At 63.3% G+C, this 26,343-nt stretch carries 18 protein-coding genes; 7 read left to right on the top strand and 11 right to left on the bottom strand.

Features of this window, described 5'->3' with window-relative positions; all coding sequences use genetic code 11:
* A partial coding sequence (locus LGM42_RS24195) for an efflux RND transporter periplasmic adaptor subunit (protein ID WP_226233420.1) occupies window positions 1–1,334 on the top strand: 1,334 nt, incomplete at its 5' end.
* A gap of 31 nt (window positions 1,335–1,365) precedes the next feature.
* Entirely contained in the window at window positions 1,366–2,913 is a 1,548-nt protein-coding gene (locus tag LGM42_RS24190) for an efflux transporter outer membrane subunit (protein ID WP_226233418.1), read from the top strand.
* On the opposite strand, the gene LGM42_RS24185 is transcribed toward LGM42_RS24190, so the two are convergent.
* The 5 genes from LGM42_RS24185 to LGM42_RS24165 form a co-directional block, all read right to left on the bottom strand.
* Window positions 2,891–4,351: a heavy metal sensor histidine kinase gene (locus tag LGM42_RS24185; protein WP_226093964.1), complete on the bottom strand. Its 1,461-nt coding sequence runs from the start codon at window positions 4,349–4,351 to the stop codon at window positions 2,891–2,893. The genes LGM42_RS24190 and LGM42_RS24185 overlap by 23 nt on opposite strands.
* Window positions 4,348–5,025 (bottom strand): heavy metal response regulator transcription factor, encoded by a 678-nt coding sequence (locus LGM42_RS24180; RefSeq protein ID WP_060314447.1) that lies wholly within the window; start codon window positions 5,023–5,025, stop codon window positions 4,348–4,350. The genes LGM42_RS24185 and LGM42_RS24180 overlap by 4 nt, the downstream gene beginning before the upstream one ends.
* 333 nt (window positions 5,026–5,358) lie before the next feature.
* Window positions 5,359–6,825 (bottom strand): efflux transporter outer membrane subunit, encoded by a 1,467-nt coding sequence (locus LGM42_RS24175; protein ID WP_226233417.1) that lies wholly within the window; start codon window positions 6,823–6,825, stop codon window positions 5,359–5,361.
* A 71-nt stretch (window positions 6,826–6,896) separates the two neighbouring features.
* Complete coding sequence (locus tag LGM42_RS24170; protein ID WP_226233415.1) at window positions 6,897–8,891, bottom strand: MacB family efflux pump subunit; 1,995 nt, start codon at window positions 8,889–8,891, stop codon at window positions 6,897–6,899.
* Window positions 8,892–8,895: 4 nt separating this feature from the next.
* A complete protein-coding gene (locus tag LGM42_RS24165) occupies window positions 8,896–10,077 on the bottom strand; it encodes an efflux RND transporter periplasmic adaptor subunit (RefSeq protein ID WP_226233414.1) in 1,182 nt (393 codons plus the stop codon).
* A gap of 1,539 nt (window positions 10,078–11,616) precedes the next feature.
* Here LGM42_RS24165 and LGM42_RS33270 point away from each other — a divergent pair.
* Both LGM42_RS33270 and LGM42_RS24155 read left to right on the top strand, forming a co-directional pair.
* Window positions 11,617–11,982: a hypothetical protein gene (locus LGM42_RS33270; protein WP_319001461.1), complete on the top strand. Its 366-nt coding sequence runs from the start codon at window positions 11,617–11,619 to the stop codon at window positions 11,980–11,982.
* Complete coding sequence (locus LGM42_RS24155) at window positions 11,964–13,343, top strand: sigma-54-dependent transcriptional regulator (protein WP_226233413.1); 1,380 nt, start codon at window positions 11,964–11,966, stop codon at window positions 13,341–13,343. The genes LGM42_RS33270 and LGM42_RS24155 overlap by 19 nt, the downstream gene beginning before the upstream one ends.
* Window positions 13,344–13,365: 22 nt before the next feature.
* Here LGM42_RS24155 and LGM42_RS24150 read toward each other — a convergent pair whose 3' ends face one another.
* From LGM42_RS24150 to LGM42_RS24135, 4 genes are all read right to left on the bottom strand, one after another.
* Window positions 13,366–14,931 carry a methyl-accepting chemotaxis protein gene (locus tag LGM42_RS24150; RefSeq protein ID WP_226233412.1) on the bottom strand — a complete coding sequence of 522 codons (1,566 nt, stop codon included), beginning with the start codon at window positions 14,929–14,931 and terminating at the stop codon, window positions 13,366–13,368.
* Between the two features lie 101 nt (window positions 14,932–15,032).
* Window positions 15,033–15,506: a hypothetical protein gene (locus tag LGM42_RS24145; protein WP_226233411.1), complete on the bottom strand. Its 474-nt coding sequence runs from the start codon at window positions 15,504–15,506 to the stop codon at window positions 15,033–15,035.
* Between the two features lie 90 nt (window positions 15,507–15,596).
* On the bottom strand, window positions 15,597–16,883 hold the full coding sequence (locus LGM42_RS24140) for an MFS transporter (protein WP_226233409.1): 1,287 nt from the start codon (window positions 16,881–16,883) through the stop codon (window positions 15,597–15,599).
* Between the two features lie 48 nt (window positions 16,884–16,931).
* Window positions 16,932–18,356, bottom strand: a complete 1,425-nt coding sequence (locus tag LGM42_RS24135) for a M20 family metallopeptidase (RefSeq protein WP_226233407.1) — start codon at window positions 18,354–18,356, stop codon at window positions 16,932–16,934.
* Between the two features lie 134 nt (window positions 18,357–18,490).
* Between LGM42_RS24135 and LGM42_RS24130 the strand changes: the two genes are divergently transcribed.
* Window positions 18,491–19,387 carry a LysR family transcriptional regulator gene (locus LGM42_RS24130; protein ID WP_226233405.1) on the top strand — a complete coding sequence of 299 codons (897 nt, stop codon included), beginning with the start codon at window positions 18,491–18,493 and terminating at the stop codon, window positions 19,385–19,387.
* 273 nt (window positions 19,388–19,660) lie between these two features.
* Here LGM42_RS24130 and mdeB read toward each other — a convergent pair whose 3' ends face one another.
* Together mdeB and LGM42_RS24120 are read right to left on the bottom strand one after the other, a co-directional pair.
* A complete protein-coding gene (mdeB, locus tag LGM42_RS24125; RefSeq protein WP_226233403.1) occupies window positions 19,661–22,348 on the bottom strand; it encodes an alpha-ketoglutarate dehydrogenase in 2,688 nt (895 codons plus the stop codon).
* Window positions 22,349–22,419: 71 nt separating this feature from the next.
* Window positions 22,420–23,436 (bottom strand): 1-aminocyclopropane-1-carboxylate deaminase, encoded by a 1,017-nt coding sequence (locus tag LGM42_RS24120; RefSeq protein WP_226233401.1) that lies wholly within the window; start codon window positions 23,434–23,436, stop codon window positions 22,420–22,422.
* Window positions 23,437–23,609: 173 nt separating this feature from the next.
* On the opposite strand from LGM42_RS24120, the gene LGM42_RS24115 reads away from it, so the two are divergent.
* Both LGM42_RS24115 and LGM42_RS24110 read left to right on the top strand, forming a co-directional pair.
* A complete protein-coding gene (locus LGM42_RS24115; protein ID WP_105787079.1) occupies window positions 23,610–24,122 on the top strand; it encodes an Lrp/AsnC family transcriptional regulator in 513 nt (170 codons plus the stop codon).
* A 462-nt stretch (window positions 24,123–24,584) separates the two neighbouring features.
* Window positions 24,585–26,315, top strand: coding sequence for a methyl-accepting chemotaxis protein (locus LGM42_RS24110; protein WP_226233399.1), 1,731 nt, complete (start codon window positions 24,585–24,587; stop codon window positions 26,313–26,315).
* Window positions 26,316–26,343: the final 28 nt, after the last annotated feature.

The raw sequence follows: 26,343 nt of genomic DNA, 5'->3' as shown, positions 1-26,343 counted from the left end.
GCGCCGCCTCCGACACCCCGCCGGCTCGCCGCGGCCGCAAGCTGACCGTGCCGCTCGCGGCCGCCGCACTCGCCGCCGCGCTGCTCGCGCTCGGCATCGTGCCGCGTATCGACGCGCGCGCCGCGCAGCGTGCGCAGGTGGCCGCGCAGCAGGCGCTGCCAGTGTCGGTCGTCGTGCCCGGCACGGCGCCGGCCGACCAGACGCTGACCCTGCCCGGCGCGGTGACGCCGTATGCGGACGCATCGATCTATGCGCGCACGAGCGGCTATATCGCGCACTGGAGCGCCGATCTCGGCACGCACGTGAAGGCCGGCCAGACGCTCGCGCAGATCTCGGCGCCCGATCTCGACGCGCAGTTGCGCCAGGCGCGCGCGGACGAAGCGAGCGCGCAGGCGAACTACGACTATGCGAAATCGACCGCGCAGCGCTGGCAGGACATGCTGAAGACGCAATCGGTGTCGCAGCAGGACACCGACACGAAGGTCGCGGACATGAACGCGAAGCGCGCGATGCTCGCCGCCGCGCAGGCGAACGTCGCGCATCTTTCCGAACTCGTGTCGTACGAATCCGTCACCGCGCCGTTCGACGGCGTGATCACCGCACGCAACGTCGACGTCGGCACGCTCGTCACCGCGGGCGGCACGCCGGGCAGCCCGGGCCTGTCCGGCGAACTGTTCCATCTCGAACAGACGGACACGCTGCGCGTGTTCGTCGACGTGCCGCAGGACAGCGCGACGGGCGTGTCGACCGGCACGCCGGTCTACCTGACGACGCCGCAGTATCCGGGGCGGCGCATCGCCGCGCGCGTCGCGCGCAGCGCGGGCGCGATCGATCCCGTCACGCGCACGCTGCGCGTCGAGATCGACGTCGGCAATCGCGACGGCGCGCTGATGCCCGGCGCGTATGCGCAGGCGCATCTCGTCGTGCCGAGCGCGGCGCCGGCGCTCGAGTTGCCGGTCAGCGCGCTGCTGTTCCGCCCGAACGGCGTGACGGTGGCCACCGTCGGCGCGAACGGGCGCACCGCGCTGAAGACCGTGCAGATCGGGCGCGATTTCGGCACGCGGGTGGAGATCGTCGCGGGGCTCGCGGCAACCGATCGCGTGATCGACAACCCGGGCGATGCGATCACGGCAGGGGAGACCGTGAAGATCGTGTCGACCGCGCACGATGCGGCGCCGGTCGCTGCTTCGCCGGCTTCGGCCGCTTCCGCCGTGCAGGCTGCGCAGGCCGCGCAACCGGCGTCTGCGGCCGATGCACGCAACGTGCCGCCGCCGCGCGCGGCCGGCGCCGCACCGGCTACGTCAACGCCCGCTGCCGCGCCCACCCGCGGCTGACCCATCGACGACGAATCACGAGATACCTGCCATGCGCCTCCGTCATCCGCTTCCGCTCGCACGCCGCATCGTCGCGCTCGCCGCCACCGCCGCACTGACCGCCTGCTCGACGCTGCCGCCCTATTCGCCACCCGCCGTCGCGGTGCCCGCGCACTACGCGGGCGCGCCGGCCGCACCTGCCGCGCAGGCCGGCTGGCACGTCGCGATGCCGGCCGACGCCGCCGCGCGCGGCGCGTGGTGGACCGTGTTCGGCGACGCCGCCCTGAACGCGCTCGAAGCACGCGTCGACGTGTCGAACCAGACGGTGAAGAAAGCCGTCGCCGATCTGCAGCAGGCACGCGCGATGGTCGACTATCAGCACGCCGGATTCCTGCCGACGATCACCGCGGGCGTCGCGCAAAGCCGCGCGCGCGTGTCGCAGAACCGGCTCGGCTCGTCGCTCGCCGGCAAGACGACGCCCGACTACCAGGCCGGCGTGGCCGCGAGCTGGGAGCCCGACGTGTTCGGCCGCGTGCGCGATGCGGTGACGGGCGCGCAGGCGAACGCGGCCGCGAGCGCGGCCGACCTGCAGGCCGTGAAGCTGTCGGTCACGGCCGAACTCGCGACCGATTATTTCGCGCTGCGCTCGCTCGACACGCAGAAGCAACTGCTCGACGACACGGTCCGCGCGTACGCGGACGCGCTGACGCTGCTCAAGCAGCAACTCGCGGCCGGTGCGATCGACGCGTCGGCCGTCGCCCAAGCTCAGACGCAACTCGAATCGACGCGCACGCAGGACACCGACATCGACGCGTCGCGTGCGCAGTTGCAGCACGCGATCGCGACGCTCGTCGGCGAAAGCGCGTCGACGTTCGCGCTGCCGCCCCGCGTGCAGGCGTTCCACGTGCCGGCCATTCCGGCCGGGGTGCCGTCGCAACTGCTGGAGCGGCGGCCCGACATCGCGGCGGCCGAGCGTCGCGTCGCGGCCGCGAACGCGCAGATCGGAGAGGCACGTGCCGCGTTCTTTCCCGATCTGGTGCTGTCGGCGAGCGCGGGGCTCGAGAGTTCGTTCTTCGCGCCGTGGCTCACCGCGCCGAGCCTGTTCTGGTCGCTCGGCCCGCAGCTCGCCGGCACGCTGTTCGACGGCGGCCGCCGCAGCGCATCGCTGCGCGGCGCGCATGCGCAATACGACGGCGCGGTCGCCGATTACCGGCAAACCGTGCTCGTCGCGTTCCAGCAGGTCGAGGATCAGTTGTCCGCGCTCGATGCACTCGCTTCCGAAGCCGGCAGCCAGCAACGCGCGACCGACGCGGCCGATCTGTCGCTGCGGCTGACGACGAATCGTTTCAACGCCGGCGCCGTCAGCTATCTCGATGTGGTGACCGCGCAGACGATCGCGCTGACGAACCGGCGCACCGCCGATCAGATCGACGCGCGCCGGATGGAGGCGGCGGTCGGCCTGCTGAAGGCGTTGGGCGGCGGCTGGCAGGCGGGCGCGGAATCAGGCGCGGAATCAGGCGCGGAATCGAACGCCGGCGCGAAGGAACACGCGGGGGCCGTGCGGCCCGAACCCGCCGTCACGCAGCCGGCGGCCGGTTGAACGTGAGCACGAAGCGCGTGCCGCGCGCGTCGCTTTCGACCTGCGCGGTGCCGCCGTGCAGTTCCATCACCGAGCGCACGATCGCGAGGCCGAGCCCTGCCGTGCCGCCCGGTGCGCCGCCGCTGCGCGCGGGATCGCCGCGCACGAAGCGGTCGAAGATCCGCGGCAACAGCGCGGGATCGATCGGCTCGCCGGGATTCGCGACGACGACGCGCACCGCGTCTGCGGTTTCATCGACACTCAGCGTGATGACGCCGCCGGCGGGCGTGTAACGCAGCGCGTTCGCGAGCAGGTTGCCGACCGCGCGGCGGAACAGCTCGACGTCGGCGGTCAACTGCCCGTGCCCGTCGACGCGCAGCGCCGAGCCCGCCTCGTCGGCGAGCCCCTCGAAATACTCGGCGATGCGCTCGAGTTCGTCGCGCACGTCGAATGCGCGCTGACGCGTGACGAAGCTCGGATGCTCGGCGCGCGCGAGAAACAGCACGTTCTCGATCATCCGTGCGAGGCGATCGTATTCCTCGAGATTCGATTCGAGCAGCGTCTGGTACTCGTCGGCCGAACGCGGCCGCGCGAGCGCGACTTCGGTGGCGCCGCGCATGTTGTTCAGCGGCGTGCGCAAGTCGTGCGCGAGATCGGCGCTGAATTGCGACAGATGCGAGAACGCCTGCTGCAGGCGGCCGAGCATCGCATTCTGCGCATCGACGAGCGCGCGCAGCTCCGGCGGCGCGCGCGACGCGTCGAGCCGCGTGTCGAGCTTGTCGACCGTGATCCGGCCGGTGTCGTCGACGATCTCGCGCAGCGGCGCGAGCGCCTTGCGGATCAGCCAGTAGCCGAGCAGCAGCGCGAACAGCGCGCCGACGCCGCCGGCAAGCATGAGCCGGTTGCGGTAGCCGTCGAGCAGTTCGGCCCGGTCGCGCATGTTGCGCGCGATCGCGATGCGGATCGGCGTGCGGTCGCCGAGCGCGGCCTCGATCGCGACGCCGCGCATCGGCGTGCCGCCGGCGGCGGCCCACGTGACGAGCCGGTCGGCCGTGATCCGGTCGTTCGCGGGAACCGGCGCCGCGTGCGGCGCGAACAGTTGCGCGTCGGCCAGCGGAACCGATGCGGCCGCGGGTACATCGTCGAGCGCGGCGAGCCGGACGTTGTGGCGCGCGAGCACGTCGCCCTGCGCATCGACGACGACCATCGACAGCGCCTCGTTGCCCAGCACCTGGCTCGTCAGCCGCTCCGCGTGCGCGCGAACCGCATCGAGCGACTCGAGCTCGCCCGCGAGCCGGCGCGTGTGGCGCGCGGCCAGCACGATGTCGAGATCGTCCTGCGTGTTCACCTGCCGCTCGAGGCCCGCATACACATACGCGCCGACGAGCGCGAACGCGGCCAGCGTGGTCGCGGCGAAAGCGAGCGCGAGTGTCGCCGCGAGCGAGCGCGCGCGCGTCATGCGCCGTCCTTCGGCTCGAGCACGTAGCCGACGCCGCGCACGGTATGGATCAGCTTGACCGGAAACGCGTCGTCGATCTTCGCGCGCAGGCGCCGGATCGCGACCTCGACGACATTGGTGTCGCTGTCGAAATTCATGTCCCACACGTACGATGCGATCTGCGTGCGGCTCAGCACCTCGCCCTGCCGGCGCGCGAGCAGTTGCAGCAGCGAGAATTCGCGCGGCGTCAGGTCGATTCGCGTGGCGCCGCGCTTCACGCGGCGGCGCACCACGTCGATTTCCAGATCGCCGACCGCCAGGTGCTCGGTCTCGCGCGGCGGCCCGCGACGCGCGAGCGTGCGGATGCGGGCCAGCAGCTCGACGAACGCGAACGGCTTCACGAGGTAGTCATCGGCGCCGAGTTCGAGGCCATGCACGCGGTCGTGCACGTCGTCGCGCGCGGTCAGGAACAGCACCGGCGTCGTATGCGTCTCGCGCAGCCGCTTGAGCACGCCCCAGCCGTCGAGCACGGGCAGCATCACGTCGAGCACGATCACGTCGTAACGCTCTTCCTGCGCGAGCATCAGCCCTTCGGCGCCGTCCTTCGCGAGATCGACGCTGAAGCCCGATTCCTCGAGCCCTTTCTTCAGGTACGCGCCCGTTTTCGGTTCGTCTTCGACTATCAGGATGCGCATGGCCGGCTCCGTCGCGTTCGTGGTGACATCCCGCGATGTTACCCGGAAACGGCGACACGGCCGCGCTCCGTGCAGGCCCGAGCGGCGTAGATGACAAAACGGTAATCAGACGGTCAGCCTGGCGTGCGATTGCGGCGCCGGGCGGCGGATCGAGAGTACCCGCCTTCCGGTTGAATGCCTCGAACAGGACGCCAGCCCAGCGAACACGGCCCGGCCTGAGTGGTGGCTTCAAAAAGAGCCCTCTCAAGCATGATCGACAAGCCGTTGATATCCATCAGCGAGTCGACCACAGTCTTCGCCTGGCAAGGTGTCTCGTCCGCACCTCGCCGCAGGCTATCGTCCGCCTAGCGCGACGTAAAGGGCGACCTGATTCGTGAGGATCGAATAGCGTGCGTTCGCGAGTTCGGCATCGGCGTTGCGGCTCGCCTGCTGCGCGTCGAGCCAGTTTTGTAGGGGAATCGAACCCGCCCGGTACTGCCAGCCGATGCGTTGCTCGCTTTGTCGTGCTGCTTCGAGCGCGTCGGCCCATTGTGTGATTTCGACCTGATAGTCGGCGCGTGCAGCAAGCGCATTCTCTACATCGGCGAGTGCCTGATAAAACGTCCTGGCGAATGCGACTGCCGCGGCGTCATAGGCTGTTTGCGCCGAACCCACCTGCGCTTTCATCGTCCAGACATTCAGCAACGGCGCCGCGACATCGGCCGCGATCGTGCCGAGCGGGTTTTGCAACAGATTGCGCAATGCGTCGCTCGCGGTACCGGCCGACCCCGTCAATGTGAGGTTAGGGTAGAAACTGGTCCGTACGGCATCCACCCTTGCGAGCGTGCTTCGCGTGCGCAATTCCGCCGCCTCGACGTCCGGACGGCGAACGAGCACGGAAGCCGGCACGCCCGCGGCGACGGCGGGCAACGGGGTCGTCAGACGCGCCGAAGGTACAACGAAGACTTCGCCTGGTGGCTGACCGAGCAAGATCGCGAGTGCATTTTGGGTTTGTGTCCGCTGCACCAGTAGCGCATTGCGCGACGCGCGTTGCGACGCCAGCGATTGACGGGCGGCAAGCAGGTCCACTGCCGTAATCGCACCCGCCGCATACCGGACATTTGTCAATGCCAGCGTTTGCTCGCCGTAAAGAATCGAAGCATCGCTTTGCTCAATCTGTTCCGTCAGCAGCGCGAGCAACCAGTAGTCGTCGGCAACCAGGGTTGCGACAGTCATCTTGACCGTCCGTTCATCCTGCTCGGATGCCCGCGCCTCCCAGCGCGATGCATCGGTCGAACTCGCCAGCGAACCCCATAGGTCGACTACGTAGCTAGCCGATGCGAGAAGCGACTTCGAGTGCGACACGACGCGCGTACCACGCAGCGAATGAGAATTCGACAACTCCGCACTTGAGCTGATCAGGGGCAATTGATTTGCGCGGGCGAGATCGACGGCAAATTGCGCCGCGCGCAGATTGACGACGGCGGTCTTGAGATCGTGATTGCCAGCCAACGCCCGCTCGATAAGCCGGTTCAGTTCCGGATCGCCGAACGCGTACCACCACGGGTCGATACTCGCATCACCACCGGGGTTCGCTTCCGTGTCTGCCGGCGACAGCCTAGATGCGTCAGGAGCGTCACTTCGACTGTAAGACGCTTCGACCGACACGGAAGCGGGTGTCTGCCCCGCGGTAGCAGACTCTGTCTGCCAATGCCCGGGAATCGAGACGTCGGGCCGCGTCCATGTCGTGCGCGTCAACGTCCCGCATGCGGCGACGCCCAGCGACACGATCGACAAGGCGATCGTGTTGAATCGCGACATCGACCTGGACGCTCGAACCCGCCGTAGGGCCGTACGCGTCAAAACAGCACGAAGTGAATGAGAGAACTTGTTCATTCGCGGGCCAGTGCTTCTGCCGGATTGAGGCGCGCGGCCTGACGCGCCGGGAAGTAGCCGAACACGACACCTACGAGTGCGGCACTGGCGAACGCTGTCACGATCGAGTCGAGCGACAGCACCATGTAGAAGCGACTATGAGGCTCGGAAAAAAACCGGATGACGCCTAACGCGAGCGCCACACCGACCGCTCCACCGGCGACGCATAGCCAGACGGACTCGATAAGAAACTGGTCGCGGATATCGGATCGACGCGCTCCGATCGCCATGCGGATGCCGATTTCATGGGTGCGCTCCGTCACCGATACGAGCATGATGTTCATCACGCCGATGCCACCGACAAGCAAGGAAATGCCCGCAATCGACGCAATGAAGATGCGAAAAGTCTCGTTCGACGCAGTGGCGACCTGAAACAAGGCGTCCGAGTTGAAGGTCGTGAAATCGACGGCGCCATGGCGCATCGTCAGAACCTTGTTAATACCGGCAAGCGCGGCGCTCGACGGTACGCCGTCGGCGAGCCGGACGGTCACGCTCTGGAGGTTGTACGAGCCGGTCATACGCGACATGACCGACGTGTACGGCATATAGAGTCCCAGCGTACCGGGTGCGAACGACATGGCGTTCGAACCCGCCACGCCGATCACATGGCACGGCAGATTTCCGACAAGTAGCACTTTCCCTATCGGCGAATCGGAGCCGAACAGCGTTTTCCGGGTCTTCTCATCGACGACGACAACCGGAGCGTTCGATTCGACCAGCGACGCGTCGAATGGCCGGCCTTCAATCATATGGATGCCATGGACGCGAAAATAGTCGACGCCTGTGCCATGAACCGTCGCGGATACGTCTTTGTTGCCCACGCGAATCGTTCCCGTGCTCGTCACTTCCGGCGTCACGCTATCAATGTAGCTTTGCACCTGCAGCGCGTGCACGTCGCCGAGACTCAGCGTATGAATTGAGCTCGCACGCAAATCGCCGGCCATCCGTCCTGGATAAATGCTGATCGTGTCCGTACCAAACTGCCGTAAATGATCGATGATCGCTCTGCGGCTTCCCTCGCCACGCGCGACCATGCACGCGACTGACGCAATACCGGCAATAATGCCCAGCATCGTCAGGAATGAGCGCAGACGATGGTTCGCCGCCGAGTGCATGGCAAGCCGGAATGCTTCGGTGAGCCGGCCCAATGCGAGCGGCTGCGCATTTTTGTGTCGAAGCAAGAACGGGAACTCGATGGGTAACGCAGATTGCACATTGCCGGGCTTTTCCGATCGCGTCGATTCAGGCCGACTATCTCGGACGATGCGCCCGTCGCGAATCTCGATGATGCGGCGCGCATGCCGGGCGACGTCCATATCATGCGTGACGATGATGATCGTATGGCCCTGCCCGTTGAGCTCGTGGAACAGCGCCATCAGTTCTTCGCCGCTCTGGCTGTCGAGTGCGCCTGTCGGTTCGTCGGCGAGAATGATTTCGCCGCCGTTGATCAATGCGCGCGCGATGCTGACCCGCTGCTGCTGACCGCCAGAGAGTTGCATCGGCCGATGGCTGAGGCGGTCACCCAGACCCAAGCGCTCGAGAAGCTTCCTTGCGCGTCCGCGTCTTTGTTCTGCGTCGAGGCCCGCATAGATGGCGGGTGCTTCGACGTTGGCGAGTGCGGTCAGATCGTTCAGCAACTGATAGCGCTGGAATACGAAGCCGAAATGCTCCCGACGCAACTGCGCGAGCGCGTCTGCGTCGAGCGACTGCGTCTCGACTCCGGCGATCCGGTAGGTACCGGACGTTGGCGTGTCGAGACAGCCGAGGATATTCATCAAGGTCGATTTTCCCGAACCCGATGCGCCGACGATGGCCACCATCTCACCTCGCTCGATGCGCAGACCAATCTGGTGCAAGACAGTAACCGCCGCGTCGCCGGCGCCATAAGTGTGGCTCACACTCTCGAGTTCGATCAGCGCCGGGTTCGACGTCTGTGCGTGTGGCGTGGACATTGCGTTACCCTGCCATGCCGTAAGGATCACGCGGCCCTGCGCCGGACGACTGACCGACGACGACACGATCGCCCGCCCCAAGGCCGCTGACGATCTGCACGACGGTGTCGTTGGCAATGCCAGTCCGTACCATCCGGCTCGTGACGTTGCCGTCGGCCGCCAGCACCCGCACCATCGCGCGCCCGCCGCGGGGCGGTGCGGTCAGTGCAGCAACCGGCAGGACCGCCACGTGTCGCGCCCGCGCAAGCACGACCGACACCTGCGCCGTCATCGAAATGCGAAGTCGATTATCGGGATTCGGCATATCGAGCCGGCCGTTGTAATAGATGGCCGTATTCGTCGCCGACGAAGTTGTCGTGGGACCGGTTGTCGTGTCGGTCATGATCGAGTCCGGCGCGGGCTCGATGGCCTTGAGGGTAGTTTCGTACCGGTGCGATGGGTCGCCGAGAATCGTGAAATAGGCGGGCAGGCCAGGCTTGAGCCGCACGACGTCGGCCTCCGAGATTTGCGCCTTGACCTGGATCGTGTCGAGGCGCGCGATCTTCACCAGATTCGGCGTCGTCTGATTGGCGTTGACAGTTTGGCCCTCGACCGCAAGCACGGCGACAATTTCGCCATCGCTTGGGGCAACAATGCGCGTGTAGCCGAGCGTGACGCGCGCAGTGTCCACGTTGACCTGCGCAACCTTCATCTGGGCATGACTCGTTTCGACATTTGCGCGAGCCACGTCGAAGGCCGCCTGCGCTGTTTCGAAATCGGCATGCGATCCGGCGTCATGTTCAACTAGTTCCTTCTGCCGTCCCAGGGCGAGCCTGGCTTGGACAAGCGACGCCTCGCTCGAATGCACTGCGGCCACCGCGCTTTGCAACTGCGCCTGCGCCGTGTGTAATGCATAGATCTGCGGCTGCGAGTCAATTTCCGCGATCAGCTGACCTTTCCTGACATGGTCGCCGAGCACCACGTGCATCGACTTGATTTGGCCGTTGACCTGCGCGCCGACGCTGACGAGATCCGCTGCGCGGATCGTTCCTACGGCCTCGACGGTGGATTCGATGTCCTGATACGAAACCTGGGCGGTAACGTATTGAATATTTGGCTTGTCGTGCCGTGTATATCTATATGCGACGACAGCAGCTACGGTAATCGCGAAAGCCAAGGTGAAGTACTGAATAATTTTCTTGTTCACGCCACATCTGCCTTATTCTGCGAAGCCTTCGCGTTCTCGCTCGTTGTTGTCTCACCTCCGCTTTCCCGGATCGACGCAGCACCGACGGTCAATTCAGATTTCCGCATTGATCGGCAACCTCGATCGGGACGCCATGGTAACCCGCGGAAATTGGAATAATTTTGCTTTTTCGCCCCCCCGCAAGTGGAAGCGGAAGTGAGCGGGGGCACCAAAGCGTTGGCGTGAAAATGGCACGAGACTCTCACGTTCGGCGCCATTCTTAATTGAGAAATAGACCGGTGAAATAGATAATCTGTCGCTCCCGATGGTCACGTATCCAGACTCGACCACAGCGACGAATGGGCTCGCCCCCAATCTAAAAGCAAAGCAAAGGAATGAATTCTCATTCCTCGATTACAAGTTCGATAAAAAATTCAATCCAAAATCGACATTATCTTGTGCAACTTTTCACCAAAAAACCATCAATCAATGGAAATTTCAGGAACAATCGCGGGCATAGCAAGGAGCGCAAATTCGTAACAATATTGAAAGATAATGCGGTGCACGATTAGCAATTCGTGGCTCGACGTGCATCGAAGGATGAACCCGTCGCCTGGCTCGATTTCGCCGACGCGCACCGACTGCATTCGATGTCGTGCCAGGAAACGGTTTCAAAAGAAGGCACGGCTACCGTTACCTTTCTCCAGCAAGCTGTCAGCCTGATCGGCATCACGAAGGTTCGCAGCCTCGATCGACTCGATGCCGGGCCACGACCGACCTGCCGCCGAATACTCCTGAAGAAAAGCACGTCCGCCTGCCCGCCGCGCGAACCCATCTGCTTGCCTGCTCCGAAGGTCCGACTTGCTTGGGCTCGGCGTCCAGACGCGCCGGGGTGACACTTTCACGCTCGTGGCGTGAAAGCGTCGATCCGGGGCCACATTGCTTTTATTGACATCGCACCATGCGCAAACGATTGCGCGCAAGACGAAAAAAAAACGTTTATGTACTATTCAGATAATAAGGATCACTTCCCGATACGAACACGAACCGTGTCTGACACATGAATTTCATTATGTACTTAAGACGGGGGTGAAACGGAATGCTCGTCGCCCCGCGCCCATGTGGGTGCTTCCGCGCCTCCATCCCCTGGTTATTGCACATACCGCCTGCTCAATTGCTTCGAGCGTGACCGAAATCGGCGCCCTCGTCCGTCGCTCGATCGTGCCGAACGAGGGCGGCAACGCGTCTCGGGCCTGCATCCACACACGATAGGAAGGGCTCGCGGGCAGGCGGTTTGAGTGTGCTGAATTCAATCGTCGTATTGTCTGACAAAACCCGATAAACGAGCGATGCGAGCGCGTCCGGGCCGCATACATCGCATGTTTCAAATACGAATGGCCCGTCACATCGTCCCCACGGCCACCCCATTATTCTCGACCGAACGTCGACGCAGACGCGAACACGATTGCCGTGCATTCCGCAGACCATTTCCCTGAGCACCGCCGTAGCACCATTCAACGCAAGATCATGCCGCTAGTCAGACCGAGGTTTTCAACGCAATTGTCGCTACTCAGGGCACTTGCCGCGGCGTTGTGCGCATCGCTGGTCGCAATCGTCTGGTTAATGGCCAGTTGCGCCGAAGGCCGCCGGATCGCATCCGCCAGGCAGCGCGCGAGCGACGCGTGCGAGGCGATTGCTTCCCACTACATGCTGTCGTTACCGCACGCGACGGAGCCGAACGTTCAACTATTGGGCGCCGAGCGCGCGCGCATCGTCGAACCCTTCGTCAGCGCGCGGCCCGGCGGCTGCGGGCTCGGTCTCACGCTGGTTCGAGAGATCGCAGCGTCGCACGGCGGCAACGCCTGTCACGCCGCCACCCCTACTACTTGCTTTGTCATCGATATCCCATGGCGACCATCCTGCTGATCGACGACGACGATGCCTTCTGCGAAGGATTGTCGGAAACGCTGACCGATCTCGGTCACGAAACCCTATGCGCCGACACGGGCGAGCACGCGCTCGCCCGCATCGAACGAGGTCTGCAACCCGCCTGCATATTCCTCGACATCCGGTTGCCCGACATGGACGGAATAGCCGTGCTCGAGAAACTGCGGCGCGTCGATCGACTCGCGACGGTACCCGTCGTGGTACTGACCGCCTATGCGCGGAGCGGCAACACGATCGCCGCCATGCGCCTGGGCGCGTTCGACCACCTGGCGAAGCCGGTCGGCCGCGACGATATCGCGAGTCTGCTGGAGCGCATCTTCGCGGCCCATTCTCCGTCCGGCGCCGTTACCCATGCGCACGCGAACGTCGATGCATTCGACGAGCCCGTCGGCTTGGAGCCGCGCTTGCTCGGCATCAGCGCGGCGATGCGCGAAGTACAAAAATGTATCGGCCGCGCGGCAGCGTCGGAGGCGACCGTTCTCATCACCGGGGAAACGGGAACCGGCAAGGAAGTCGCGGCCAGGGTGCTCCACGTCGAGTCGTCGCGTAGCACCGGCCCGTTCGTTGCCGTCAATTGCGCCGCCATTCCTCATGAGCTGCTCGAAAGCGAGCTCTTCGGCCACTGCAAAGGCGCTTTCACGGGCGCCACGGCCGCACGGACGGGCCGAATCGTCGAAGCCGATGGCGGCACGCTTTTCCTGGACGAGGTCGGCGACATGGCGACCTCCATGCAGGCCAAGCTGCTGCGGGTTCTGCAGGAACAGCAAGTCACCCCGCTCGGCGTCAACCGGTCCATTTCGGTGAACGTCCGCGTGATTGCGGCCACCCATCGGGACCTGCGAACCATGGTCGCGAACGGAGCGTTTCGCGAAGACCTGCTTTACCGACTCAACGTCATCCCCATTCATCTGCCGCCGCTGCGCGAGCGGCTGGCCGATATCCTGCCGCTCGCCGTCCATTTTCTCGACACGACGTCGAGCGCGACTACGACGAAGCGGCTGTCCGTGCAGGCGGAGCGCCGCCTGATCGCCCATGCGTGGCCGGGCAACGTACGCGAACTGCGCAACGCGATCGCGCGCGTGAGTGCACTCGCGCCCGGCGCCGTGGTCACGGGATGCGATCTCGCGTTCCTCGACGAACAGGGTGTTCCGTCGCGCGATGCGCTGCTGCCTGCCGCGATGCTCAATCGTCCGCTGTCGGAAGCACTCGCCGCCGTCGAGCGCGAGATGATCCTGCGCACGCTGGGACTCACCGGCGACAATCGCGCGGAAGCGGCGAAGCGGCTCGGCATCAGCCGTCAGTCTCTGTACACGCGCATGGCACACCTCGACATCGGCTAGCGTCGGATTTTCAGCCCGGCCTCTACAGCGCTTCACCGCGTCCAAGCTGAAACACCGAGATGACCTCCACCAGTTCCCGTGACTGCTGGCGCAGACTGATCGCCGCCGCCGCCGTTTGCTCGACCAACGCGGCGTTTTGCTGCGTCGTGCGCTCCATCTGGCCGACGGCTTCACCGATCTGGGCCACGCCGAGCGATTGCTCGGTGCTGGCGGCACTGATTTCGCTCATCGTCTCGGTGACGCGACGAATCGAGTTCACGACTTCGGTCATCGCCACCCATGCGCGCTCGACTTCCGTCGAACCTTGAGCGACGCGCCCCACGCTCGAGCCGATGAGCTTCTTGATCTCCCTGGCCGCATCAGCCGAACGTCCGGCCAGGCTGCGCACTTCGCTGGCAACCACCGCGAAGCCTCTGCCCTGCTCGCCGGCACGCGCGGCCTCGACCGCGGCATTCAAGGCCAGGATGTTCGTCTGAAAGGCAATGCTGTCGATAACACCCGTGATGTCCGCGATCTGGCGGGAACTGTCGTTGATGCCCTTCATGGTTTCCACGACCTGGTTGATCACTTCGCCGCATTGCGCGGTCACCGTGGACGCATTCATCGCCAATTGATTCGCTTCGTGAGCGTTGTCGGCGTTCCGTGCCACGGTGGAACTCAGCTCCTCCATGGATGCGGCGGTTTGCTCGAGCGCGCTGGCCTGGCTCTCCGTGCGGGAACTGAGATCGTCGTTGCCCTGCGCGATTTCGGCGCTCGCCGCCGCAAGGTTATCCGAGCCGCGGCGCACGTTGGACACCACGCGAAGCAGTGCAGCCTGCATGTCGCGCAAGCTGCCGAGCAATTGGCCGAGTTCGTCGGTGCCATGAACATCGACACGAACGCTCAGGTCGCCTCTGGCCACGCGATGCGCGACGTCCGTCGCGCGCATGAGCGGCCGGGTAATGCTGCGGGTGATCAGCCATCCGCATACAACACTCAGCAGCATGCCGACAACGCCGAACGCGATCATCAACGTGCGCCCGAATTGATAATTCGCGTCGATCTCGGCCGCGAGTGCGTCGATTTCTTCGCGCTGGTACTTCACCAACGCGTCGACTTTTTCGACAAGTTGCCGCGCGGTCGGTATGAACTGCTGTTCGAGCAACTGGTCGGCCTGTTCCGCTTTTCCTTCCTTCTTCAGCGCATAGATCTGATCCCGGATAGCGAGGAACCGCTTGCGTTGCTCGCCGATGGCGGCGAACAAGCGCTTTTCCGCGTCCGACGTCATCAGCGCCTCGATGGCCGTCTGCTTCGCCGCGGACACTTTCGATGCAGCAATGGCTTCGTCGTTGAAATAGTTGGCCAACCCCGGATCGGCACTCTTGGCAATCGCGGTAGTACGCGTCACCGCGACACTGATTTGCCGGGACCAGTCATTGACCAGCCGCTCGGTCTGCAACGGCCTGGCGACCATGTCGCGGGTCGCCTGGGCAACGGAAGACAGGCGTATCAATCCGATGACGATCCCGATCAACGACATCGCCAATACCGTCGCAAAGCCGAGCCCCAGCCGCTTGCCAATGTTCAACTTCGAAATAGCGGTCAACATACCTGTCACTCGTTCGTGTTGTTGAAGAAATGGATGAATTGCAGATACGTCACTCGCAAGCGCATGTCGCGACATGCCGAAGCAAGACCACTTTCATCGCATTAATAGATCAATAGGTTCTCGGCGATCGCATGCTTCAACGCCTTGAGAACAAGCGTGAGAAGGCGGGATACCTGCATTTCGGCCTCGTCGCCCTCGAAAGTAACGAGGGCACCCACCTTGTTTCCTTCAATGCCGCCGAGCCAGTCGAGGTCTTGCGGGCGTGTCGACCACACTAGCAACGGCACGCCTCGCGGCAATCGACTCAATTGGCAATCCGCGCCCGTCTTCGCCGCATTGGAACCGTTACCCGGCATGAGCGACTCGCGCCATGCACGGTGTGCATCGACGGGATCGTCAATCTGGAGAAGCGCGACTTCCGGCATCGCCGTGAAGCAGGCTACGGTCGCTGAAATCGCGGCCGCGCCGGGGCTCCGATCAATGACGACACACACGCGGGCCCTTTCCGAAGGCGGTAACAGCCAATTGCACGTCGAAGCCCCCGACGATACCGTGTCCAGTTTCGTTGCACTCATCCCGATCACCTCGCATGTCGTCGAAACAGTCTCGGACTGCACCCGGCGAAGCCATCGCTCCGCTGTGCGGGACTCTCTCGATGCACTGCCTTATCGGAGATTCAACATCGATCGACAGCCACGCAATGCAATCAAACTCAGCACGCCGAGCAGCATCAGGTAAAACGCCGGCGATGCCAAATTGCCTGTCTGATGGATCAACGATGCGACGATCAGCGGCGCGAAACCGCCAAACAGCGTGACGCCGATGTTGTAGCTGATGGCCATACCGGTCGCTCGGGTTTCTGTCGGAAATACTTCGGCCATCAGCGCTGGCAGCGCGCCGAAATAGACCGCCTTCAGCGTCCCGATCCAGGCCATCATCGCAATGAGCCGTCCCAGATCGGGATGCGCCCCAAGCAATTTGAAAACCGGATAAATTGTCAGAATGAATGCCATCCCGGCCCAGATCATCAGCCTGACGCGGCCGATCCTGTCCGACAGATAGCCGACGAACGGCGTCACGAACGTCAGGATGGCGCCGGTCAACATCGTTGCAATGAAGCCGAAACTGGCGGGCAGATGAAGCTCACGTACCGCGTAGGTCGGAATATAAAGAATGACGTAACTGGCGCCGGTAGAAAGGACGAGCGTACCGATCGCCAACAACATTCTGGCTTTCTGATTGACGAACACTTCCCTTACCGGGAACGATTCGCGCCTTTCACGCGTTGCGCCGTCGGCCTCATGCACGTGCTTTCGCAAGTACAGGCCGACGGGGCCGATCAACACACCAAAGAGAAACGGTACGCGCCAACCCCATGCGTCGATGGCGTCTGCATCGAGGGTCAAGGTCAGGAGAACGCCGAAACCGGCCGCGAGCATATAGCTCAATCCCTGACTCGCGAACTGGAAGCTGGCGAACAATCCCTTGCGTTCGGGACACTGTTCCACCAGAAACGCAGTGGTACTGCCGAACTCGCCGCCGGCGGAAAAGCCTTGAAGCAGTCGAGCGCAGATGACCAGAATCGGTGCGATCGCGCCGATGGACTCGTAACTCGGCGTCAGTGCGATCGTCGTCGTGCCCACCATCATCGTCACGATCGACACCATCATCGATGCCTTGCGGCCGCGACGATCCGCATACGAACCCAGCACGAGCGCTCCGATCGGCCTGGCCAAATACGAGATCGCGAATGTCCCGAACGTCAGAAGAAGGGATACCCCGCTGCTCGACGCCGGAAAGAAGGCCTTTGAAATCGAGATTGCGAAGAATCCGTAAATCAGTATGTCGAACCACTCCAAAGCATTGCCGACGGTTGCGGCGGACACCAATCGCAACACGTTCGGCGCCTGTTCTCTTGTCGGCGCGGCATCCACCATTTCCATAGTACGCATCTCATTCTCCGTTAGCTGACGATAACAAGTGCATTAAAAACTGGCGTCTTATGCCTGGACGACAAGCGCGCCTTCCTTGCGCCGATCCCGGACGGCGGATGCCGACTCCCCGAGATCCCAAAATATGCCGGCCATGATCTGCAGCGCCTCACGCGCGACGCTTCCAAGCAGGTGTTCGTTCGGCGCATGCTGGGAGCAGGCTCCGTATGAGTGCGGAATCCAGACCGTCGGAAGGCCTAGCACCTCGGAAAAGACGTCGTTGGGCAGCGACCCGCCAAGATTGGGAAGCAAATCCGGATGCTCTCCGGTCGTGCGCTCGATCGAATCGAGCGCCCATGCGACCCACGGATCTTCCGGCGGCAGACGCGTGGCACCCATCCGCTCGCCGATTGCCACCTCGACGCTAGCGAACCCGCATTCGTCGAGGCGATGCCGTAGAACTTCTTCGATACGCTCGCAATCCGTACCGACGACGTATCTGAGTTGGCAGTGCGCGTGCGCAACGGGCGGAATCGCGCCGATCGGGCTGGTCGGGTTACCGGTGGTAAAGGCCAGTACTTCCAGCGCGTTCCATGCATAGACACGCTCCTGGGCCGTCAAGCCAGGGTCGCCCCAATCGGCATCGACGTGAGGATCGTTGGGCCCGCCCCCGACGGTAATATTCTTCAGCGCCGTTCGTACCGCAGCCGGAATATGCGTCGGCAACAGCGCGTCGACGAGGATCCGCCCACGCCCGTCGACGAGCGACGAAATCGCGTTCGCGAGTACGGTTCCGGCATTGCTGAGCGCCCCGCCCCAATTTCCGGAATGATGTGCGCCCGACCGGAGCCGGACGGAAAGCGTGAAGTTGACGAATCCGCGCGACCCGAGAAAAACACAGGGGACGTTCGATCTGGCCCGGGGGCCATCCGAAGCGATCAGAATGTCGGCGGCGAGAAGGTCCTTGTTCTGCTCGCAGACCGCGCGTAGCCCGGGCGATCCCGTTTCTTCCCCCATCTCGAGCAGCAGCGTTGCATTGAAACCCAGACGTCGATTCCTGGCCTCGATGACTTGCTCCAACGCGGCCAGGTTGATCGTGTGTTGCCCTTTGTTGTCCGCCGTGCCCCGCCCAAACCATCGGTCTCCTTCGACCGTAATGTTCCATGGCGACATCTGGTCCTTCCACTGTCCGTCATAGCCACGGACGACATCGCCGTGCCCGTACATCAGGATCGTCGGGAGCGAGGGATCCTCGATACGCGTCGCAATCAAAAACGGCGCATTCCCCGCAACCGGATTCTCGACGATACGAGACTCGAAACCCATACGGTCGATCGATGGGGCGATCTCGTCGACGAGGTAGGCTCGAAGCTCGCCGGCCCTTCCGGAATCCTGACTTTCCGTCATCATGTGGACGCGGCGTGCGAGGTCTTTCAGGAAGCCACCCGAATCGAAATATTTTGTGGCAGAGTCGATTGCTTGGTGGCGCGTCATGGTGATCCTCGCGTGTATCGTGGAAGAGCGGTTTGTTCAACGCTGATGGATCAAGCGTACGGAGCCAAAACGCGCACTACAATTGACTTTTTTGCGTGCCCTGCTTTCCAATAACGCAAACTTGGCGGCCCGTCATGCACAACGCTGCACTCCGATACTTCCTTGCCGTTGCCAACACCGGTTCGCTGAGCGAGGCGTCCGAGAAGCTGCACGTTTCGATCTCGGCGATCAGCCGTCAGATTACGAAGCTCGAGGAGGAGGTTGGCTGCCCGCTGTTCGAGCGTCAGGCGCGTGGCATGGTCCCCAACAAGGCCGGGGAGCTGCTGGCGGCGCATGTCCGGCGAACCCTGCTCGAAGGTCAGCAGGTGATCGAGGAGATCAAGGCGCTGAACTCATTCGATCGAAGCACGATCCGCGTCTCGACGTCGGAGGCGTTTGCCCGAGATGTTCTCCCTCGCGCCATCACGCAATTTCTGGAAAATTCGCCCGGTACCCGTTTCGAGGTGGTGGTGACTGCGCCGGGAGAGGTGACGGCACACGTCCGGAGCGGCGAAGCGGATATCGGCCTGACGTTCGGTGTCGTGCGAGAGCCGGAGATCAACGTCGAGTACACGCAGAGCGCGCCCATTTGCGCCGTCATGCCGCGTTCGCACGCGCTGGCCGGTCGTGCGACGATATCGATGGCCGAGTTGCGGAATTACCCGATTGCCTTGCTTGACCGCGGCACGACGATCCGTCAGTTGTTCGATACGACGGCGAGCCTCGAGAATCTACTCTTCGAGCCCGTCCTGACCTGCAACAACTCGAGCACCCTATATGCATTCACTCAAATGTCGGGGGTAGTGTCCCTGACCAGCCGCCTGACGGTGCAGACGCGTCTGACGACGGATGGCCTGGTAGCGATACCGATCGATCATCCGGGCATGTCGTTGCGTGCGATCCAGATCCAGACCCTGACCGGAAGAGTGTTGTCGACCGTATTGATCGACTTCGTTGGCGAATTGGTGAAGCAGCTGCATACGGCCGACTAGATACGCGACGACTTCGTACCTGTTGCCCCAGTGCCGGCCATACCACGAACTACGGCAGCAAAAAGACCACGAACCTGAGCAGAACCTCCTTTGCCGTCCGCCCAAGGACGCGCCTTTCTTTTGGTTACTTTTCTTTGGAAGACAAAGAAAAGTGACCGCCGCCCCGCGCAGGGGCGACGCTAACAGACCGATAGCCAAACAGGTTCAACGACAAGCGTGTGGAGAGCTGCCTAAAACAACGACCCACGAACTTATTCAACAGAGAGCCCCACGTTAGTGCGCCACCAACCCGATGACATTAGAAGATCCCGGTTGCTCGCGAACCTCATCGCCCGCCACCTGCCCCTCAAGAGCCCGCAAGCTTGCCTGCACGATGGCTTGAGCATCCACCTCAAAATACCGCCGCAACTGCGCGCGCGAATCGCTCCGCCCAAACCCATCGGTCCCAAGCGTGACATATCGCCGTCCTTCCGGAATATACGCACGAACCATTTCCGGAAGCGCTTTCACATAGTCCGACGCGGCGACAATCGGCCCGACCGTCGCGCGCAGCTGGCCAGCAATCCACGACTCCCCGATGTCGCCAGCACCAAGCCGCCATTCCCGCTCGCATCGCGCACCATCCCGCCCCAGCTCGACGTAGCTGGTAATACTCCAGACGTCGGCGGACACCCCATGTAACCGCTCGAGCTCGTCCGCCGCCTTGAGCACCTCCCCCATGATCGCGCCGCTGCCGAATAGCTGAACCCGCCTGTGAAAGCGGCCGCCTTGTCGGAACAGATACATGCCTTTCACGATACCTTCATGCGACGCATCGGCAATACTCGGTTGCGCGACGTTCTCATTGGTCACGGTAACGTAATAGAACTCGTCGTGCGCATCACTGAGCATGCGCCGCAGCCCATGGTCGATCAACACCGCCAGTTCACCGGCAAAGGACGGATCGTACGCCCGACACGTCGGTATCGTCGACGCGAGAAGATGACTCGAGCCATCCTGATGCTGCAATCCTTCCCCTCCGAGCGTCGTGCGGCCCGACGTAGCGCCGACGAGAAAACCTCTGGCTCGCTGATCTGCAGCCGCCCAGATCAAATCGCCGATACGCTGAAAGCCGAACATGCTGTAGTAAATATAGAACGGCATCATCGGAATACCGTGCACGGCGTAACTCGTCGCAGCGGCCGTCCACGACGAGATGGCCCCCGCCTCCGTGATACCTTCCTCGAGAATTTGACCATCGGACGCTTCACGATACGAGAGCATCGATGAATTGTCTTCCGGATCGTACAACTGCCCGAACGGCGCGTAGATCCCGACCTGACGGAAAAGATTCGCCATGCCGAACGTTCTGGCCTCGTCGGCCACGATCGGAACCAATCGCGGGCCCAGATTGGCGTCCTTGAGCAGTGCACCGAGCTGCCTGACGAAGGCGGTCGTCGAACTCATGACCTTGCCGTCCGCATTCAGGGAGAAGCCCGCGACGCTCGTCAGTTCGGGCACCACGAGTCGCTCGGATGCCGCACGTCGCTGAGGGAGATAGCCGCCGAGCGTCTCGCGACGCTTGCGTAAGTACCGCAGTTCATCGCTATCGTGCGGCGGCCGATAAAACCGCGCTTCCGATGCCGCTTCGTCGGAAAGCGGTAGCGCGAATCGATCCCGAAAGGCAATCAGGTCGTCCCGCTCCAGCTTTTTCTGCTGGTGCGTCGTCATGCGCCCTTGCGCGATCGTGCCCATGCCATAGCCCTTCATGGTCTTGGCGAGCACGACCGACGGTCGACCATTCCTGACCGTCGCCGCGGCAAAGGCGGCATGGATTTTCACGGGATCGTGCCCGCCGCGCCGAAGCATCGCGATATCGTCGTCGGACAACGAATCCACCAGCGCTCGCAGTTCCGGCGTCCGACTGAAGAACGTCTCGCGATTGAACGCGCCGTCATTGGCCGACAATGTTTGAAAATCGCCATCGACGGTGTTTGCGAAAGCGCGCTCGAGCACACCATCATGATCGCGGGCGAGCAACGCATCCCACTCGGAGCCCCAGATGCATTTGATGACGTTCCATCCGGCGCCGGCGAACAACGCCTCGAGCTCGTCGATGACCCGGCCGTTGCCGCGAACGGGGCCATCCAGTCGCTGGAGATTGCAGTTGATGACGAATATGCAGTTGTCGAGCCGCTCGCGCGCCGCGAGCGTCAACGCGGCGATCGACTCGGGCTCGTCCATTTCTCCATCGCCGAAAAAGCCCCACACGCGACGGTCGCCGTGCTGCTTCAGTCCGCGATTTTCCATGTACCGCATGAACCGCGCCTGATAAATGGCGTTGAGCGGCCCCAGCCCCATCGAGCCGGTCGGAAACTGCCAGAAGTCGGGCATCAAAAAGGGATGAGGATATGAACTCAATCCGCTGATGCCGGCAGCCTCCGCCACGATCTCCTGGCGATAATGAGACAGCGATGCTTCCGACAGTCGTCCTTCGAGAAACGCCCGAGCGTAGACGCCCGGCGCGGAGTGGGCCTGGAAGAACACCAGATCGCCGCCGTGCACCGCATCCGGGCCGCGGAAAAAATGCTGGAAGCCGACCTCGAACAGATCCGCGGTGGAAGCATAGCTTGCAATGTGTCCACCCAGTTCACCCTGCGCACGGTTGGCTCGAACCACCATCGCGAGCGCGTTCCACCGTATCAACGCCGCGATCCGCCGCTCGATTTGCAGATCGCCCGGATAGGCCGGCTGCTCGTCGGGCGCCACGGTATTGACGTACGGCGTGACCACCGGCGGCCTCCACGCGACGCGACGGGCCTGTGCGTGCGCCAACAGCGAGTCGAGAAGATGGCGTGCACGTGCCTTGCCTTGATCGCCGCCCCACGCATGCAACACGCCATCGAGCGCATCGCACCACTCCCGGAGCTCCTCCGGGTCGGGATCCGTCATCGTGGTCGGAAAACTATTCTGCATGTCCATACTTGGCACCCCGAATTGGCGATATGCGCACCGCGTCCCGGCTCCACTTGCAGCCAGAACGCGGCCAGGCCTCAACCGTTCTTGAACAGGAAGCTGTATGCGTTCAATGCGGGGACGCCGCCGAGGTGCGCATACAAAACCCGAGACCCTTCCGGAAACTCGCCCCGACGCACCCTATCGATCATTCCGTGCATCGACTTGCCTTCATAAACCGGGTCGGTCAACATCCCCTCGGTCTTCGCGCACAGTCGAATCGCTTCGAGCGTCCCTTCCGACGGAAGACCGTATTCAGGGCCGCCGTAGCGGGTGTCCAGCACCACGTCAGCGTCCTCGATCGGCCGATCGAGCTCCACGAGGTCGGCGGTCTGGCGTGCGATGCGAAGAATCTGCTCGCGCGTCTGCCCGGGTTTGGCCGATGCATCGATACCGATCACGCGATCCGCGCGCCCGTCCGCCGCGAACCCGACGACCATGCCGGCCTGCGTGCTTCCGGTCACCGAACACACGACGATGTAGTCGAACTTGAATCCGAGTTCCGCTTCCTGGGCGCGCACTTCCTCCGCGAAGCCGACGAACCCCAGGCCGCCAAGCCGATGCTCCGAACACCCGGCGGGAATCGGATACGGCTTCCCGCCCGCGTCGCGAACACTCTCCATCGCCTGTTCCCAGCTCGGGCGAATGCCGATGTCGAAGCCGTCGCTGACCAGCCGAACGTCGGCGCCCATCATGCGGGACATCTGAATGTTGCCGACGCGGTCATACACTGCGTCCGAGTAGTTGACCCAATTTTCTTGAACCAGCACGCATTTCAGGCCAAGATGAGCCGCGACTGCCGCGACCTGACGCGTCTGGTTCGACTGGATGCCGCCGATCGATACCAGCGTGTCGGCGCCGCTCGCCAGAACGTCCGGCACGATGTACTCGAGCTTCCGGGTCTTGTTGCCGCCGAACGCCAGGCCGCTGTTGCAGTCTTCGCGTTTTGCATAGAGATGAACTTTGCCGCCCAGCGCCTTGCCGAGGCGCGGCAACTCATGGATGGGGGTCGGTCCGAAGGTCAGCTTGTGGCGAGGAAAGCGATCGAGGTTCACGGAGGTTCTCCGAAAGGTGGGCGGTGGATTCCGACGCCCGATGTCGTCAGCGCGACCGGGCACGAAGAAATTCTAGTGAAATACCCACGAAACGTGGTTGCAAACATATTTGCATTGCCGCGCTTTGAAATACAATTTTCGTCATCTCCACGAATGTAAATTTTTTCGAATCGATGAAATCGACAACAAAATTTCTCGACAAATCGCGCCCGGACGACGCCGGCCACGTCGAACTTGACCGTACGGACAAAGCGATCCTGCGCGCCCTTCAGAAGGACGCATCGATCTCGAACGTCGCGCTGGCGGCGAAGGTGAATTTGAGCGCGCCGGCCTGTTTGCGCCGCGTCGAACGGCTCAAGAGCCTGGGTTTGATCCGAGGAATCGTCGCGTTGCTCAACGCGCCTGCCCTCGACGCAGGCATGGTCGTCATCATCGGGGTCGTGCTGGATCGATCGACCCCCGAATCCTTTGCCGCGTTTGAAAAAGCGGCCCAGAACGTATCCGGCTGCATGGAATGCCACGTGGTGACCGGCGAATTCGACTACTTCATGATGCTGCGCACGCGCGATAGCGAAAGCTTCAACCGACTCCATGCCGAGCAACTGCTTTATCTGCCCGGCGTGCGTCAGATTCGGACTTTCATGGTGCTCAAACAGGTTTTTTCTTCGACGCAGATCGCCATATAGCAGCTGAGCAAGACAGCCGTTTCCTGCTCACGCCGGAACTCGCCGGCGACAATCGCGCGGAAGCAGCGAAGCGGCTCGGCCTCGGCCGCCCGTCTCCGTACACGCTCACCGCGAACCTCGACATCGGCTAGCGTCGGATTTCCGGACACGCGTGTCCGGGCGCGTTGACACTCCCGCTGCCGCACTGCCGACAAAGCCTTGTCCGACAGTCTCCTTTATGTGGCACACCACTTGCATGTATTGCCCGGAACGATCTCGCAGATCGCACCGGGCAGGCGGCGCTCATCCTTCGCGAAACGGCACGCGAAGACATCGAAGCCGGTACCGGTCCCTGCGTGGTCGTGATTCCAGCGACGGGACGCGGATGAGCTTCGACGCATGTCGACCCCTTCCCGAACCGACGTTCATAACAAGCACAACGACAACCGCTCGACCCGGGCGAACGACAGGGGAAGACCAAACATGAGCTTCGGACAATTGACGGTGCGAATGAAACTCGCGTCGACTTTCGGCATGATGGCTGCGCTGGTGATGCTTGTTTCAGCGCTCGCGCTCAGTGCGCTCGGGGATGCGAACGACAGCTTCGCCAGCTACGTCGACGGCGCGCGCGCACGCGCAGCGTTGACGGAGAATATTCGTACGGCCGTACTTCGGCGTGCGGTCGCCGTCCGTAATCTCGTGCTCGTGACGAAGCCCGACGATATCGAAGCAGAGCGCGTTGCGATGACCCAGGCGCATGAGGAAGTGCAGGCACGGCTTCGCCAGCTGAACGAAGCAATCGCCACCAACCCCGACGTAACGGCGAAAGCCCGTGCGCTGGTGGCCGAGATCAACCGTATCGAATCGCGATATGGCCCGGTGGCCGTCGCGATCGGCGACGCGGCGTTGCACGGCCAGCGAGACCAGGCGATCGCGATGATCGGCGATCAATGCCGGCCGCTGCTGAACGAACTCGTCGCAGCAGCCGGCGCCTACGTCGATTTCGCGAGCAATCGCGCGGCTGAAAGCAAGCAGGCGTCCGTGCAACAGTACGGCAGACACCGCGCGCTGCTGATCGGCATCTGTCTCGCTGCACTCGCGGCAGCCATCGTTGCGGCGTTCCTGATCACGCGCAGCATGACCCGCGCACTCGGCGCGGAACCCGGCGACCTGAGCGACATCACACGCCGCGTCGCGGCGGGCGACCTCGGCACCGTCGACGGCGCCGCAGCCGCGCCGCAAGGCAGCGTGCTCGCGTCGATGGGAGAGATGCAGGCGAGCCTCGTCCGGCTGATCGGGCAAGTCCGCACCGCCGCCGACAGCATCGCGACGGGATCCAGCCAGATTGCGTCGGGCAACCAGGACCTGTCGTCGCGCACCGAGCAACAGGCGGCGTCGCTGCAGGAGACGGCATCGAGCATGGAACAGCTCACCGCCACCGTGCGGCAGAACGCGGAGAGCGCGCAACATGCGAGCGCCCTGGCCGGCGGCGCGTCGGACGTCGCCCACAAAGGCAGCGCGGTGGTGAGCCAGGTCGTGGAAACCATGACCGACATCAGCCACAGCTCGTCGAAGATAGCCGAGATCACCGGGATCATCGAGGGCATCGCGTTCCAGACCAATATTCTCGCGCTGAACGCCGCCGTGGAAGCTGCCCGTGCGGGCGAACAGGGTCGCGGCTTCGCCGTCGTGGCGAGCGAAGTGAGAAGCCTCGCGCAGCGTTCATCGAGTGCAGCCAAGGAAATCAAGGCGTTGATCGGCGCATCCGTCCAGAAGATTCGGGACGGTTCGCGTTTTGCCGACGATGCGGGCCATACGATGGCTGAAGTGACGAAGACCGTGGCGCGCGTGACGGACATCATGGGTGAAATCGCCGCGGCGTCCGCGGAACAAAGTCGCGGGATCGAACAGGTCAACATCGCGATCACGCAGATGGACGAAGTCACGCAACAGAACGCGGCACTGGTGGAAGAAGCGGCGGCCGCGTCGAAGTCGCTCGAAGACCAGGGCCATCGATTGACCGAGGCTGTCTCGTTCTTCCGCGTCGGGCCCGCGCAGAGCCGTGCATACGACCAGCCGGCGGCGCACCGGGGCGCGACAACCACGGCGGTCGCGCCACGGCCGGTGCGACCCGGCCACACGCCCGTGACGCAGGCAAGAACGCCGTCGCCCCGTGCCGAGATGGACGCTGCAGCAGACTGGACCGCCTTTTGATATGGCGCGAACCGTCCCGCTTTCGGAG

This window comes from Burkholderia sp. AU39826, from assembly GCF_020419965.1.
GTDB classification, from domain to species: Bacteria; Pseudomonadota; Gammaproteobacteria; order Burkholderiales; family Burkholderiaceae; genus Burkholderia; species Burkholderia semiarida.
Note: the sequence above shows the minus strand (reverse complement) of the source record. Positions and strands in the feature narration are given on the sequence as shown.